At 38.3% G+C, this 15,244-nt stretch carries 11 protein-coding genes and 1 tRNA gene; 2 read left to right on the plus strand and 10 right to left on the minus strand.

Translation table 11 applies throughout. The features are described 5' to 3' along the window. Window positions 1–73: 73 nt before the first annotated feature. On the plus strand, window positions 74–2,449 hold the full coding sequence (locus tag KO509_RS05290) for a heavy metal translocating P-type ATPase (RefSeq protein WP_215972234.1): 2,376 nt from the start codon (window positions 74–76) through the stop codon (window positions 2,447–2,449). A gap of 1 nt (window position 2,450) precedes the next feature. Beyond that, window positions 2,451–2,858, plus strand: a complete 408-nt coding sequence (gene cueR, locus KO509_RS05295; protein ID WP_215972235.1) for a Cu(I)-responsive transcriptional regulator — start codon at window positions 2,451–2,453, stop codon at window positions 2,856–2,858. Between the two features lie 114 nt (window positions 2,859–2,972). On the opposite strand, the gene KO509_RS05300 is transcribed toward cueR, so the two are convergent. From KO509_RS05300 to KO509_RS05345, 10 genes are all read right to left on the minus strand, one after another. Then, a tRNA-Ile gene (locus tag KO509_RS05300) sits at window positions 2,973–3,049 on the minus strand. Window positions 3,050–3,444: 395 nt separating this feature from the next. After that, a complete protein-coding gene (rpoD, locus tag KO509_RS05305; RefSeq protein WP_215972236.1) occupies window positions 3,445–5,292 on the minus strand; it encodes an RNA polymerase sigma factor RpoD in 1,848 nt (615 codons plus the stop codon). Between the two features lie 214 nt (window positions 5,293–5,506). Continuing rightward, on the minus strand, window positions 5,507–7,264 hold the full coding sequence (dnaG, locus tag KO509_RS05310; protein ID WP_215972300.1) for a DNA primase: 1,758 nt from the start codon (window positions 7,262–7,264) through the stop codon (window positions 5,507–5,509). Between the two features lie 395 nt (window positions 7,265–7,659). Then, on the minus strand, window positions 7,660–8,112 hold the full coding sequence (gene rplI / locus KO509_RS05315) for a 50S ribosomal protein L9 (RefSeq protein ID WP_215972237.1): 453 nt from the start codon (window positions 8,110–8,112) through the stop codon (window positions 7,660–7,662). 18 nt (window positions 8,113–8,130) lie between these two features. Beyond that, on the minus strand, window positions 8,131–8,358 hold the full coding sequence (gene rpsR, locus KO509_RS05320; RefSeq protein WP_159821572.1) for a 30S ribosomal protein S18: 228 nt from the start codon (window positions 8,356–8,358) through the stop codon (window positions 8,131–8,133). A gap of 50 nt (window positions 8,359–8,408) precedes the next feature. Continuing rightward, complete coding sequence (priB, locus tag KO509_RS05325) at window positions 8,409–8,720, minus strand: primosomal replication protein N (RefSeq protein WP_215972238.1); 312 nt, start codon at window positions 8,718–8,720, stop codon at window positions 8,409–8,411. 10 nt (window positions 8,721–8,730) lie between these two features. Then, window positions 8,731–9,168, minus strand: coding sequence for a 30S ribosomal protein S6 (gene rpsF, locus KO509_RS05330; RefSeq protein WP_215972239.1), 438 nt, complete (start codon window positions 9,166–9,168; stop codon window positions 8,731–8,733). A 179-nt stretch (window positions 9,169–9,347) separates the two neighbouring features. Continuing rightward, window positions 9,348–12,434 (minus strand): efflux RND transporter permease subunit, encoded by a 3,087-nt coding sequence (locus KO509_RS05335; RefSeq protein WP_215972240.1) that lies wholly within the window; start codon window positions 12,432–12,434, stop codon window positions 9,348–9,350. Further along, on the minus strand, window positions 12,431–13,732 hold the full coding sequence (locus KO509_RS05340) for an efflux RND transporter periplasmic adaptor subunit (RefSeq protein ID WP_215972301.1): 1,302 nt from the start codon (window positions 13,730–13,732) through the stop codon (window positions 12,431–12,433). The genes KO509_RS05335 and KO509_RS05340 overlap by 4 nt, the downstream gene beginning before the upstream one ends. Before the next feature lie 38 nt (window positions 13,733–13,770). Further along, on the minus strand, window positions 13,771–15,141 hold the full coding sequence (locus KO509_RS05345; RefSeq protein ID WP_215972241.1) for an efflux transporter outer membrane subunit: 1,371 nt from the start codon (window positions 15,139–15,141) through the stop codon (window positions 13,771–13,773). Between the last annotated feature and the right edge of the window lie 103 nt (window positions 15,142–15,244).

The following is a 15,244-nucleotide window of genomic DNA, read 5'->3' on the forward strand; positions in this document are numbered from 1 at the left end:
TGACCTTACAACCATGGTAAGGTTTAACCTAGTGTTAGTTTACAACTCAATACACAATTTAAGTGAGAGGCTTATGAATACGACAATACAACTCACAATTAACGGTATGTCCTGTGCATCATGTGTAGGGCGTGTTGAAAAGGCGCTACACAAGGTGAGCGGAGTAACGGAAGTTACCGTTAACCTAGCAACTGAAACAGCCATTATTCAAGGCAGTGCAAGTTATCATGATTTAGTGACGGCAGTTACCGAGGCTGGTTATCAAGTTCCATTAACGCTAAAGCAATTTGGAATTGGTAAAATGAGTTGTGCTTCTTGTGTTACTAGAGTCGAACAAGCCTTAGCTAAAGTAGCCGGCGTAGTTAGCGCGTCAGTCAACCTAGCGACAGAGCAGGCACAAGTAAACATACTATCTTTTGTAACCGACGAGCAATTAGAACAAGCGGTAACACAAGCTGGTTATCTCTTTATCCCATTAAATACCGACAGTAAGTTAAACCAAACCAATAAAAGTGAGCCTTTTTATAGTAAAGCTTGGTGGCCTGTATTGGGTGCAGGCCTACTAACCTTACCATTGGTATTCCCTATGTTAGGTATGCTATTTGGTCAAGAGTGGATGTTACCGTCTTTTTGGCAATGGCTACTAGCGACACCTGTTCAATTCTATTTTGGTGCTCGTTTTTATCGAGCTGGCTGGGGAGCACTCAAAGCAAGAATGGGTAATATGGATCTTCTAGTATCTATCGGTACAAGTGCCGCTTATGGATTATCTTTGTACTTATGGTGGACCTTTAATAGTGATCAAGGCATGCCTCACTTGTATTTTGAAAGTAGTAGTGCGGTCATCACCTTGGTTCTGTTAGGTAAATATTTAGAACACAAGGCAAAACGTCGTACTACAGAGGCCCTAAGATCGTTAGAGAACTTGAAGCCTGTTGAGGCAACAGTACTACGTTTAAGTAAATGGCAAAAAGTCTCAGTGTCATCAGTACTGTCAGGTGAAACAGTAAAAGTAATTCCAGGTGAAAGAGTACCTGTGGATGGAGAGATTCTACAAGGAAAAAGTCACTTAGATGAAGCCTTAATTAGTGGTGAATCTGTCCCTGTCAGTAAAAAAGAAGGCGATATTGTTACAGGTGGATCTCTGAACTTAGACGGTATTCTAGAAATTCGTACTACCAATGTTGGCACCGAATCAACGTTATCTAAAATTATTCAACTCGTTGAACAAGCCCAAGGAGCAAAAGCGCCCGTACAAGCCATCGTTGATAAAGTCAGCAGTATTTTCATCCCCGTAGTTTTACTGGTTGCCATCACTACGCTATTGGTAACGGGAGTAATATTTAATGACTGGACTAGCGCTATTCTAAATGCGGTGGCCGTTCTAGTTATTGCTTGCCCATGTGCTCTTGGCTTGGCAACCCCTGCGGCTATTATGGCAGGCACAGGAACCGCTGCCAGATTCGGTGTATTAGTTAAAGATGCCATTGCACTAGAACAAGCAAAAAATATCGACCTCGTCGTCTTTGATAAAACAGGTACCTTAACTCAAGGCAAACCTGTTTTAAATGAAATGATTGTTATCAATGGCACGGAAGCAGAAGTATTACAATTAGCTTATTCCCTACAAATAAATAGTGAACACCCTTTAGGTAAAGCCGTGGTAGACAAAGCTTTAAGTCAAGAAATTCAACCAGTAACAATAGAAGCGTTTCAAGTTGTTGCCGGTTATGGAGTAAAAGGTAATATTGGCAAAAATTTACTAATGATGGGCAGTAGTCACTGGATGCAAGAGTTGGGAATAAATCTACCAACTGAGCAAATAAAAATACCTGGAGCCTCTGTTTCTTGGTTGGCTAGCCAGCAAGCAGATGAAATAAAATTACTTGCCCTGTTTTGTTTTAATGATGAACTGAAGTCTGATGCGCTATTAGCGGTAAAAACGTTGCAACAAGAAGGCATAAGGGTCGCTATGCTTACTGGCGACAGTCAAGCTAGTGCAACATGGGTTGCGACAAAATTACAGTTGGACGATTTCAAAGCTGAAGTACTTCCAGCAGATAAAGCTAAATATATTCGTCAATATCAAGAGCAAGGTTACCAAGTAGCTATGGTAGGTGATGGTATTAACGATGCTCCTGCCCTTGCACAAGCTGATTTAGGAATAGCAATGGCGTCGGGTACCGATGTTGCCGTTAGCGCCTCAGCTATTACTTTAATGCGTAGTAAACCAAGCTTAGTAGCCACAGCACTAACTATTTCAAGGCTCACTTACCGTAAAATAAAACAAAACCTTTTTTGGGCCTTTATCTTCAACGCAATAGGAATACCACTTGCTGCTTTTGGTTACCTCGACCCTATTATTGCGGGTGCCGCAATGGCATTTAGTAGCTTATTTGTAGTGAGTAATGCTTTGCTATTACAACGTTGGTCAATGAAGGAGAAATAACATGGATACACTGGTCACCATAGGTAAAGCTGCTAGCTTAACAGGCATATCGGCTAAAATGATTCGCTACTATGAAGACATCGGCGTGTTAAAAAAAGCCAGCCGTACTGAGGCCGGTTATCGATTATATAATCAAACCCAATTACAACAATTGGGTTTTATCCGACGTTCGAGAAACTTAGGGTTTTCCATGGCAGAAATTCAATCACTACTGAAATTCTGGTTAGACAGTGATAGAGAAAGTCGTCAGGTAAAACAACTCGCACAAAATCATTTACAAGATATTAATGAAAAGATCTTAGCGCTAGAGAAAATGAAAACAGTGCTGCAAGAATTAGCAGATAAGTGTGATGGTGATGATAATGCTAAATGCCCAATTCTAGAAGGTTTAGCAGAGTTTTCTTCTTAGTTAATAAGCAGAAGAATAAAGTGAGAGCAGCTAATTAGCTTAAAAAAATAACTATAATATGAGAAAGTAATATTTATGTTAGTGGGTAATTTCGCTGAAAGCATTGAGGAAAAGTGGTGGCCCCTCAGTGATTTGAACACTGGACCTACCGATTATGAGTCGGGCGCTCTAACCAACTGAGCTAAGGGGCCATATACATAAGATGTATATACTTAACTGAACAATTAAAGGTAAACAGTCCAATTAAGCGCGAGCAGTATAAGCATTTTTTATTTTAATGTCACCATCTGAATAGTAAAAAACAAATAAAATTGGTTTGATTGTTGTATTAATAGTCAAATTGCTTATTTGATTATTATTAACCTTATATTCTTTTCAATATTTATACTGATTGAATTAATATTAATTCAATCAGTTCCATTTAGCTAGAGAAGCAAGAGTTTAACAAAATCATATCATTGAATACTATTTTACTTTTACTTGGCTAACAACAGCTAAAAACAAAAAAAGAGTATGCTAGCTAGGCTAACATACTCTTTTTCTTATCATTCAAACTCAGTTATTTGATGCTAAACAGCAATACTGCTTACTCACCATCTAAGAAGCTTTTTAACTGCTCTGAGCGCGAAGGATGGCGTAATTTACGTAATGCTTTCGCTTCAATTTGACGAATACGTTCACGTGTTACATCAAACTGCTTACCAACCTCTTCTAAGGTATGATCAGTGTTCATATCAATACCGAAACGCATTCTAAGTACTTTAGCTTCACGAGCTGTTAAACCGGCAAGTACTTCATGGGTAGCGCCTTTAAGGTTCTCTGACGTAGCAGAATCAACAGGTAATTCACCACTACCATCTTCAATAAAGTCACCTAAATGCGAATCTTCATCATCACCAATTGGCGTTTCCATTGAAATTGGCTCTTTAGCTATTTTCAATACCTTACGAATTTTATCTTCAGGCATAATCATGCGTTCAGCTAATTCTTCAGGTGTTGGTTCACGACCCATTTCTTGTAACATTTGACGAGAAACACGATTCAATTTATTGATCGTTTCAATCATATGTACTGGTATACGAATTGTTCTCGCTTGGTCGGCAATTGAACGGGTAATTGCTTGACGAATCCACCAAGTTGCATAAGTTGAGAACTTATAACCACGACGATATTCAAACTTATCAACCGCTTTCATCAAACCAATGTTACCTTCTTGAATTAAATCTAAGAACTGTAAACCACGGTTTGTATATTTTTTAGCAATAGAGATAACCAAACGCAAGTTGGCTTCAACCATTTCCTTCTTCGCTCGGCGTGCTTTCGCTTCACCAATTGACATACGGCGGTTGATATCTTTAATACCATGTATATTTAGGTGTGTTTCTTCTTCAATTTGATTCAGTTTGTAGATACAACGTTCAACGTCGTGTTCAATATCAGAAAGCTTAGCTGAGTAGCTATGCCCTGCTGCTTTTTGTTCTTCAAACCAATCTTTTGATGTTTCATTACCTGGGAAGATTTTGATAAAAGTTGTTTTAGGCATACCCGCACCTACAACACAGTGCTTCATGATTAAGCGCTCTTGAACACGTAATCGGTCCATGACACTACGCATGTTCTTCACTAATCTATCAAATAATTTAGGTATTAAACGGAATTCTTTAAATACTTCGGCGACGTCATCAATTGCTTCTTGCGCATCTTTGTGACCACGACCTTTTTTCTCAATAATCTTGTTGGCTACTTCGTACACATCACGCAGAGCCATAAATTTTTCACGTGCTAATTCAGGATCAGGACCGGTATCTTCTTCATCCTCATCTTCATCATCAACATCACTGTCGTCTTTATCTTCATCATCTAAATCTTCTTTTGATAATTCAGATCCAACATGTGTAGCTGCTGCGGCAACTTCTTCGTCTTCGGCATCAGGGTCTAAAAAGCCGACAATAATGTCTGTTAAACGTACTTCTTCCGCTTCAAAGTTATCCCACATTTCCAATAAATAATTGATCGCAGGTGGATATTCAGAAACACTATGTTGTACTTCTTTAATACCTTCTTCGATACGCTTGGCAATAACAATTTCGCCTTTACGTGTCAGTAATTCTACTGTACCCATTTCTCGCATGTACATGCGAACAGGGTCAGTTGTACGGCCAATTTCACTTTCTACGGTTGCTAATGCCTGTGCTGCGGCTTCTGCAGCATCTTCATCGGTATTAGCTTCGCTCATCATTAACGTATCTGCATCAGGGGCATTTTCAAAAACTTGAATTCCCATGTCGTTAATCATGCTAACAATATCTTCGACTTGGTCTGAATCGATAATATCTTGTGGTAGATGATCGTTAACTTGCGCAAACGTTAAATAACCTTGCTCTTTACCTTTGGTTATTAAATCTTTCAATCTAGATTGAGGAGCTTGTTCCATTGACGAGTGTCCACCTATGTCTGGTATATATTACTGTTAAAAAACAATATTGTAAAAATGGGGTAGTAAAAATTGCACAAATAAATTAGGCGGGAGATTATAGCGAGTTTTTCACTCGATTTCCACCATTGAATTCATGTATTAAGTCTCTACTTATTTTTAAATAACAATTCAAATCAACTAAAGTATAGTTACTAAAACCCGTTATGTGTAGCTAGGCGTTAAGTATCGCTTGTAACTCTTGTCTTTCTTGTAATGTTATTTGTTTAACACGTGCTTTTTGTAATAAAAATTCAGTACGTTTTTCAACAAAATCATTCAATAGTTTTTCAATACTATCAAGAAAAACATCAGCAGCAGTTTCAGCAGTAACATGATGTTGCCAACACATTAATTTTGCTAACTGATTACCTGTTTCTGTACCTCGAAAATACTCTAATAACTGTGCCGTTTTTATTTCAGGATTTTGTTGGCATAATTTCAGTAATTGGGTCAATAACTCTATCCCAGGAACTTGTAATGACGCTAATGCTGAAATATCTCCTAGCTCGTTTACAATATGGGGATGCTCAAGTAGTAATGCAATAGCTAATCTAACCGGTGTTGTTTTTGTAGTGCCCTGCGGTTTTTTAATTTTTTCTTGTTTGTTGATATTTTTAGCTATTTTAGCTAAAAACTGTTCACTACCTGTACCAAAATTATTTGCAATATCATTAATAATTGCATCTTTTAGTACACTATCTGGCATTTTCATTAAGTAAGGTTGAAAAGAATCGACTAACGCAGCCCTACCTTCTAATGAGTTCATTTCAACTTGACTCATTAATTGTTCAACTAAAAATTTAGATAAAGGCATCGCTTCATCTAAAATTTGTTCAAACGCTTTTTGTCCTTTTTTACGGATCAATGAATCAGGATCTTCACCATCGGGTACAAAAACAAATTTTAATGAAAAACCATCACGAATTAATGGTAACGCATTTTCCATCGCTCGCCATGCAGCATCACGGCCTGCTCGATCACCATCGTAGCAACAAATCACTTCTTTTACGGTGCGAAATAAGGTTTGTAATTGCTCTGGTGTAGTTGATGTGCCTAATGAGGCCACAGCATAATCAACGCCATGCTGTGCTAATGCCACAACATCCATATAGCCTTCAACAACAACGAGTCGTTCAAGGTTCTTATTGGCTTGTTTCGCTTCATATAAACCATAGAGCTCTTGGCCTTTATGATAAACACGTGTTTCTGGTGAGTTTAAGTATTTCGGTTTTTCATCACCTAAAACCCGACCACCAAAAGCAATTACTCGGCCGCGTTTATCACGAATAGGAAACATAATACGGCCACGAAATCTGTCATATGGACGGTTTTTATCACCCTGTATTGCCATACCTAAATCAATTAGCTGCTGATTAGCTTTACCTTGCGGAGAAAAAACCTTCATCATGCCATCCCAGGCATCACTAATATAACCAATACCAAAACGCTTAACGACTTCACCACTTAAGCCTCGGCCTTTTAAGTAGTTAATAGCTGTTTCTTTATCTGTTGCTGCTTTTAATTGTTGCTGATAGAAACGGCTAATTTGGTTCATTAACTCGTAATCATCTTGTTTTTGTTGATAAACTTTTTGTTGTTGACGTTGCTCGGCCGGACTCGCATTATTTTCTTCACGAACAACTTCTACACCGCAATGGCTAGCGAGTTCTTCAATAGCATCAACAAAGTCTAAACGGTCAAATTCCATTAAAAATGAAATAGCATTACCGTGTTCACCACAACCAAAACAATGATAAAACTGCTTATCTTGACTGACGGTAAAAGAAGGAGATTTTTCGTTGTGAAAAGGACAGCAAGCTTGATAATTCTTACCCGCTTTTTTTAAGGGAACACGGCCGTCAATTAATTCAACAATATCAGCACGCGCTAATAAGTCATCAATAAATTGTCGAGGGATACGTCCGAGCATACTCATAGTGCTAAATACTTTTCACTGTAAAAACTAAGAAGCGCTCATTATACCCGAGATTCATCTGCCGCTGAAAATTATTTCTTTTTATCTGTCGTAATAACACGAAAAAACACCATTGGATTACGAGGTTTTTCAGGGTAAAAAAGCAGCCCATATGTAGACCGTTTAATACAAAACAATGTAAACAAAAACGTCGTTCCTCAGATCTCTTAATACGGAATCTCATGAGGCTGGCAACATACCGCTTGTGGTCCTGAATCAAGTTCAGGATGAGGGAATTTTAAAAAGGGTAAGAAAAAAAGATAAAAAAATACCGCAGTATCAAAGATATTGCGGTATTTAATAATGTAGTACTTGCTAGAATAAATTCTAACCTACGTTAATTTAAGCAATTAAGCTTGAGCGATAACAATCACTTTAACGCTAGTATCAACATCGTTGTGCAAGTGAATAGCGATTTCGAATTCGCCAGTTTCACGGATTGCACCTAATGGTAAACGTACTTCAGCTTTTGTAACTTCAACGCCAGCTTCTGTGATCGCATCAGCGATATCACGAGTACCGATTGAACCGAATAACTTACCTTCTTCACCTGCTTTAGATGCGATAGTTACTTCAGCCAATTCACCAAGTTTAACTGCACGAGCTTCAGCAGTTGCTAAAACTTCAGCTAACTTAGCTTCTAATTCAGCACGACGTGCTTCAAAGTGCTCGATGTTAGCATCTGATGCGAATACTGCTTTACCTTGAGGTAATAAGTAGTTACGTGCATAACCTGATTTAACAGATACCTTGTCACCAAGGCCGCCTAATTTGGCGATTTTGTCTAGAAGAATTACTTCCATAATAAACCCCTTATTAGCTTACTTGTGTAAGTCAGTGTATGGTAACAATGACAAGTAACGAGCACGTTTGATAGCGCGAGTTAGTTGACGTTGGTATTTAGCAGCAGTACCAGTGATACGGCTAGGAACAATTTTACCACTTTCAGTGATATAGTTTTTTAACGTTGCAATATCTTTATAATCTACAGATGTTGCGCCTTCCGCTGTGAAGCGACAAAACTTACGACGTCTAAAAAAACGAGACATAATATTCTCCGAATTGGTTTTATTTGAACATTAACTGTAAAAACAAAACACTAATTAATCATTTCTATATGCTGAGAATGTAATACAAGCAACGGGTTACCGTTTCTTGACTCATGACGGTTAATAAACCCCGTCACTCTTACATTATCCCCAGCAACTAATTCACGAGTTAAGTGTGATAATTCACCCGTAGCTACAACTTGTATTCTGACAAAAGCTTGTCGGTTCATACCCGCTTCATTTTGAATAGACTTGTGGTCCATTGAAAACTGGCTATGAGTAATACCTGCTGGGCTTGTTGATTGCTTTGGAGCTTTCACTACAGAGCCTGTCAACACTAGGCTATTCTCTTGCGAGAGCATCACAAATTACTTATTCTTCGCTAGCAGTTTCTTCTGTAGAAACTTCAGCTGGTGCAGATGCTTCTTCTGTAGAAGCTTCAGTACCTTCAGCTGGCGCAGAAAAATCTTTCTTAACTTCGCGACGGTCTTCTTTAGCAGCAGCCATTGGCGATGCTTCAGTTACCGCGTCTTTAGTACGCATAATCATGTTACGAATAACAACATCGTTATAACGGAAAGCAGTTTCTAGTTCATCAATAACAGATTGTGGCGCTTCAATGTTCATAAGAACATAGTGTGCTTTATGCAATTTATTGATTGGGTATGCTAATTGGCGACGGCCCCAGTCTTCTAGACGGTTGACTTTGCCTTCAGCAGCGTTGATCAAGTCTGTGTAGCGCTGGATCATACCAGGCACTTGTTCACTCTGATCAGGGTGAACCATAAATACGATTTCGTAATGACGCATTACGAGCTCCTTATGGGTTGTAGCCTCATTCTCTGGCTCAGCCAAACACCAGTTGAGGCAAGGAACAAAAAGTTCAGGCTGAATTAAGGATGCGTAGTGTAGAGAAAACAAGCATTTAAAGCAAGTAAAAATACGACTTAATCTCTCTACTTAACATCCTAACGACATTTCAACAGAAGCTATTGATTCCTATAGTTTTTAAGGCGCTCAACCAACATATAGTTCACCGGTATTAATAATAATGTGATAAAAGTAGCGAATAAAATACCAAAACCTAATGAAACCGCCATTGGAATTAAAAATTGTGCTTGTGTTGATTTCTCAAAAAGCAGCGGCATCAAACCTATGAAAGTCGTTAAACTGGTTAGCATTACCGGTCTAAAACGTGATGCACCAGCCATTAAAACTGCACTCATTAAATCATTTGTTTCTTCGCGCTTTTTATTAATGAAATCTACCAATACTAATGAGTCATTAACAACAACACCAACTAAAGCGAGTAAGCCTAATAAGCTCATAATGCTTAGATCCATGCCCATAATCCAATGCCCTACTACCGCACCAATCATGCCAAATGGGATAATACTCATGACAATTAAAGGCTGTAAATAGGATTTAAATGGAATAGCCAACAACACATAAATAATGAAAAACACAAAAACAAGTGCCCACCCTAAAGAGCTAAAAGATTCTCGCTGCTCTTTTGCTTCACCTTCTAATGAATGCTTAACACCTGGGTATTGGCTAATAAGCTCATCTAAATAAGTTTTTAAATCGGCTTGCAGCACAGTCATATTGGTGTTTGTTTTTTCAACATCAGCCGTAACATTAACGGTTCGATATAAGTCAATACGGTTAATTGTTGACGGACTTTGTCCGGGAATTAAGGTCGCAACATGCGATAATGGTACATTGCCCCCCTGCGGAGTCTTGATTAATATATTTTCTAAGTTTACAATTGTGCTACGTTCTTCTGCTGGTAAACGCACCATAACTCGAACATCGTCACGACCACGCTGTATACGTTGCACTTCTGCGCCAAAAAAGGCGCTACGCACTTGCTGTGAAATAGCAACACGCGTTAGACCAACCGCTTTTCCTTGCTTCGTTAGCTCTATACGTAACTCTTCTTTACCGTCAGACAAACTATCTTCAATTTCAAACACGGTAGGGTAAGTGCCTAAACGAGTTTTAACTTTATCGGCAACTTCTTGCAATGTTACTAGTGAACTTCCCGTTAATTGTACATCGATTGGACTAGATGAACGACCGGTTTCCGCTCTAAAAGTAAGACTTTCTGCCCCCGGAATTACCCCAATAAGTTCTCGCCACTCTTTAACCAATTCACTCGAGGTGATATCGGAATCTCTTTCTTCTGGAGGTGTAATTTCAAAACGCACACTTCCTGCATTAGAGACACTTCCACGGCCTCCGGTTGTCGCTAATATATTGAGAATAACACTTTTACCAGTTTCTTCGTCGCGGTACTTATCTTGTAAGTCTTCAGCTTTATCAGCAATATCAATAACAAACTTATTGGTCACATCAAAAGGAGTTCCAACCGGAAGCGTTAAATTCATACGAACAGTTTCACTTGGAATGCGTGGAAAAAATATAAATTTAGTCCAGCCACTCATAACCAAAGCAAGAATAATAAAAAACACACCTACAAATAAGCTTAATGTGGTTAACTTATACCTTAATGCAACGGCTAATATTGGTTGATAATAACGTAATATAACCCGCTCAAAACCATCAGCAAAACCACGCTGAAAACGTTCAAATCTACCTGGTTCAGCTTGCTCATGACGTAATTTGATTCCCTTTAAATGTGAAGGTAAAACAAACTTTGATTCAATTAATGAAAAAATTAGTACTGGAATAACCACCACTGGAATTTGAGCAAAGATAGGCCCTCGATTCCCTTCAATAAAAGCAAGAGGTAGAAAGGCAGCAACCGTTGTTAATATACCAAAAGTAACCGGTGTGGCGACCTCTTGTGTTCCGCGAATAGCTGCTTCAGTTCCTGATGAGGAGGTTTGCAGGTGGGTATAGATATTCTCCCCTGTCACAATGGCATCATCTACCACAATCCCCAATACTAAAATAAAGGCAAACAAGCTCATAATATTTAGGGTTATTCCCATAAACGGCATAACAATAAAGGCGCCCATAAAGGACACTGGAATACCCACACATACCCAAATAGCAATAGAAGGTCGTAAAAATAACGACAACAACGCAAAAACTAAAATTAACCCCTGCATTGCGTTTGTTGTTAACGTTGAAATACGTGCTTTTACAATTTCAGAATTATCATCCCAATAACTTAATTCATATCCATAAGGGAGGTTTTCTTGACGACTTTCTATGTAATTTTTAATTTTATCAGCAACATCTGTCGCGCTTTGTTGACCAATACGGTACACATCAATAAAAGCGGCACGTTTACCATTAAAACGTGTTCTGACAGGCGTTTCTTCAAAATCATCTTTAATGGTAGCAATATCATTAAGTGTTAACATTGAGCCGTCACTGTTCGTTTTAATGACTATACGAGCATATTCATCTTTTCGGTAGGCTTGCCCTTTAGAGCGAATAAGAATATCACCACCTTTAGTTTTTATATTTCCTGCAGATATATCGCTACTTGAGTTACTAACAGCCGAAGAAACGTCACTTAAACTCAAATTGTATTGACGTAACTTGTCTTGTGCTATCTCTATTGCTATTTCGTAATCTCTAACACCACTCAACTCAAGTTGAGTAACGCCAGAAATTTGTAATAAATCATCACGGATTTTCTCAGCAAATTCTTTTATTTCTTTCTCACCATAAATACTAGCAATAGTGACAGAAATAACTTCTCTTTTTCGCTCAGCTAAGGAAACTATCGGTTTTTCAGCATCTACAGGAAAAGTATTAATTGCATCAACCCGTGCTTTAATATCTGCTAGCATCTCTCTTGCGTCATAGGCTGAGTCAATTTCAACGGTGACAGATGACGAACCTTCGGAAGAACGACTAGTAATTCGCTCAATACCTTCTAAATCTTGTACAGCTTCTTCAATACGAATCGCAACACCTTGCTCGGCATCTTCAGGGGTTGAGCCACGAAGCGAAACACTAATTGAAATTTGATCCATTGCAAAAGTAGGAAAGACTTCAAGGGGTATTTTGGCTGACAAACTAAATAAACCAAGAAATAAAATGGTTACCATTAATAAATTAGCGGCAACGTGGTTACGAGCAAACCAAGCTATCATTGTTTGCCCTCCTTATTTCTGTTCTTTTTATCACGAGGTTTTCTGTCTTCAGTACCTCGGTTAGCATTTCTCTTTTGTTTATTTACCCCCTTTCTCTTTGGTGGTGTTGCGCCAGCAATTTCAACAGGAGTTCCAGAGCTAACCTGTCCAAGCGGTGTTAACACCAGCACATCTCCCGCAGACAAACCTGATTCAATAATTGCATCTTCATCATTTTGCCAACGAATGGTAATTTCTTTTCTTTGTAATACTGTTTTATCATTTATATTTTCGGCAATATAAACATAACTGCCTTGGTAAATTGAGCTATTAGGAATAACTAACGCTTGCTCTATTGTTTTACCAGCAATCTCGGCATTAACATACTGGCCAATTTTGATAGGCGCTACTTCACTTTTATTATCAACGCCATATGGATCGTCAATTTGTGCGACAATATAAAGCTGCTGAGAGTTGTCATCAATAGCACCTTCGGTGCGAACAATTTCTCCTTGCCAATACTGCTTCCCAATTAAGTCTGACGTAATGCTAACACTAGGCCCTTGTTGTTTATTATTAGAAGAGCGATATTCTTCAGGCAAATCAATAAAACTGAGATCTTTGTTATTAATAGGCAATCTTATTTCTACATAATCAATAGCATAAATATCTGCTAGCTCAGTATTGCTAGTAACAACACGCCCTAAATCAACCTGTTTTTTTAATACGCGTCCTGCAAATGGAGCCACTATTTTAGTACGCTCTAATAATAGTTCTGCTTTTTCTAAATTAGCTTGAGCCGATAATACTTCAGCTTGTGCAGCAGCTAATTGTGGCTCACGTAAAACTAGCGTGTTCGGTTGTGCGCCGTTACCTAAACGTTCCCAGTCAATCAACGCTTGTTTTGCTCTCGCCTCTTCTTCTAGTAACGCTTGTTTTGCTGACAATAGGCTTGATTGGGTGATTTTTACTTCCGCACGGTGATCTCTATCATCAAGCTGTACGAGCACATCTCCTTTTTCAAAAAAACCACCATCCCTAAACTGTTGACTAATTTCATTTATTTCACCCGAGACCTGAGCGACGAGTACACTGCTCGTTCTGGGCTGTACTGTACCAAAACTATTAACAACAACAGAGTATTGTTGTGGCTTTAACGCTATTGTTTCAACGCTAATTTTAGCGACAGGACCACCTTTACCTCGATTAGTTTCTGGCGGATTATCCATAATCATTTGATAAAGGAAATAGGTAGCTACAATAATCACTACAGGAATAATTATTTTTTTAATTGTTGATTGCTTATTTTGCTTATTCATTGATTGACTTGTTGATTCGTTACTTAGTTTAGTCATGCTTATTTTTCCTGCTCTTGTGCTTCTGTCGAAGGTGCTTGCGCAAAATTACCACCAAGGGCAACATGAAGATTTATTCGATTAGCAATTAATTGATTTTTAAGTTGAATTACCGCACTTTGGGCATCGTAAGATCGACTCTGTGCATCAAGCACAGTAATATATTCCACTAAACCACTTTGATACTGTTCAAAAGATAATCGCTGTGCTGCAATCGCATTTTCTTGTGCTTTAATCATCATTTGGTAGCGTTCTTTTAAGCTCGCCTCATAGGTTATTGCATTTTCAACATCTGCAAACGCATCATATAAAGTTGATAAATATTCTTGCTCTGTTTGCTTTAAATCTAAACGGGTTTTCTCTTCATTAGCTTCCAACCTGCCAGCATTAAACAATGGCATAGCTAAGTTACCAAGCAATGACCATCCCAAAGAAGAGGTGGATAACAAATCAGAAATATTCGTTTGATTATCAGATAATGAGGCTGTAAGGCTAATACTTGGAAAGCGTTGTTTGTGCGCATAAGCTAACGCAGAATCTTTAGCAAGTAACTGGTACCAGCTAGCGACTAATTCTGGCTTTCTTGAGACTAAATCACTTGGTAAACCAACAGGAACATCTGAATCAAGCGAAGGTAATTCAGCATCAACAAACAATGCACCTTCAGGATACTGCCCTAACAACTGTTCTAATTTACGTATAGCGAGTGTTTGTTGAGTTCGCTGCTCTGATGTTCTAGAGAGTTCACTATTCACCTCATTTCGCGTTAAATAAACGTCTAATGCGCTGTTTAGTCCTTGTTGATAACCAGATTCAATAATCAATAGATTCTGCTGAATATCCTGACTACGTTGCTGATAAAGTGCTAATAATTTATTGGCTTCTATTACCGAAAACCATGCAGTAATAACATCGGCAACCAGCTGTTGTTTAGCTTGTTCAAATATTGCCTTTTGAGCCATTAATTCTAAATTAGCTTGTCGATTAGCTGCGGATAGTTTTCCCCAAAGATCAAGTTCATACTGTAAATCCAGATCTAAAGAGGCACTTGTATTATAAGTGCTTGTACTATCATCTGATACAGACTTACTGCGACTATTTTTTAATGACAAATCTAATGAGGGCCAAAGTTCACTGCCCGCTATAATCAAATCTTGCTCAAGAATAGCGATGGCCAATGCCTGCTGCTTTAATTGAAAGTTGTTATTTATTGCAATATCAACAAGCTGATGTACTTGCTCATTTTGTAATTGTTCAAACCAATTATCTGCTACGTCGGTTGTTAATAAATTAGCCGACCATTGCGCAGGAGCATTGGATTGACGAAGCTCTTCATCTACATGGTAAGTAGCGCTACACGAAAATAGCATCATACTCACTATTGAGATGTATAGAGGTTTTAGACGGTAACCCATAAACAAAAATCTTAATATTATTAATTATTTTTCTATTCTAATTCAATTATGCTATGAGTTT

The organism is Colwellia sp. C2M11 (genome assembly GCF_018860915.1).
In the GTDB taxonomy this organism is placed as follows: Bacteria; Pseudomonadota; Gammaproteobacteria; order Enterobacterales; family Alteromonadaceae; genus Colwellia.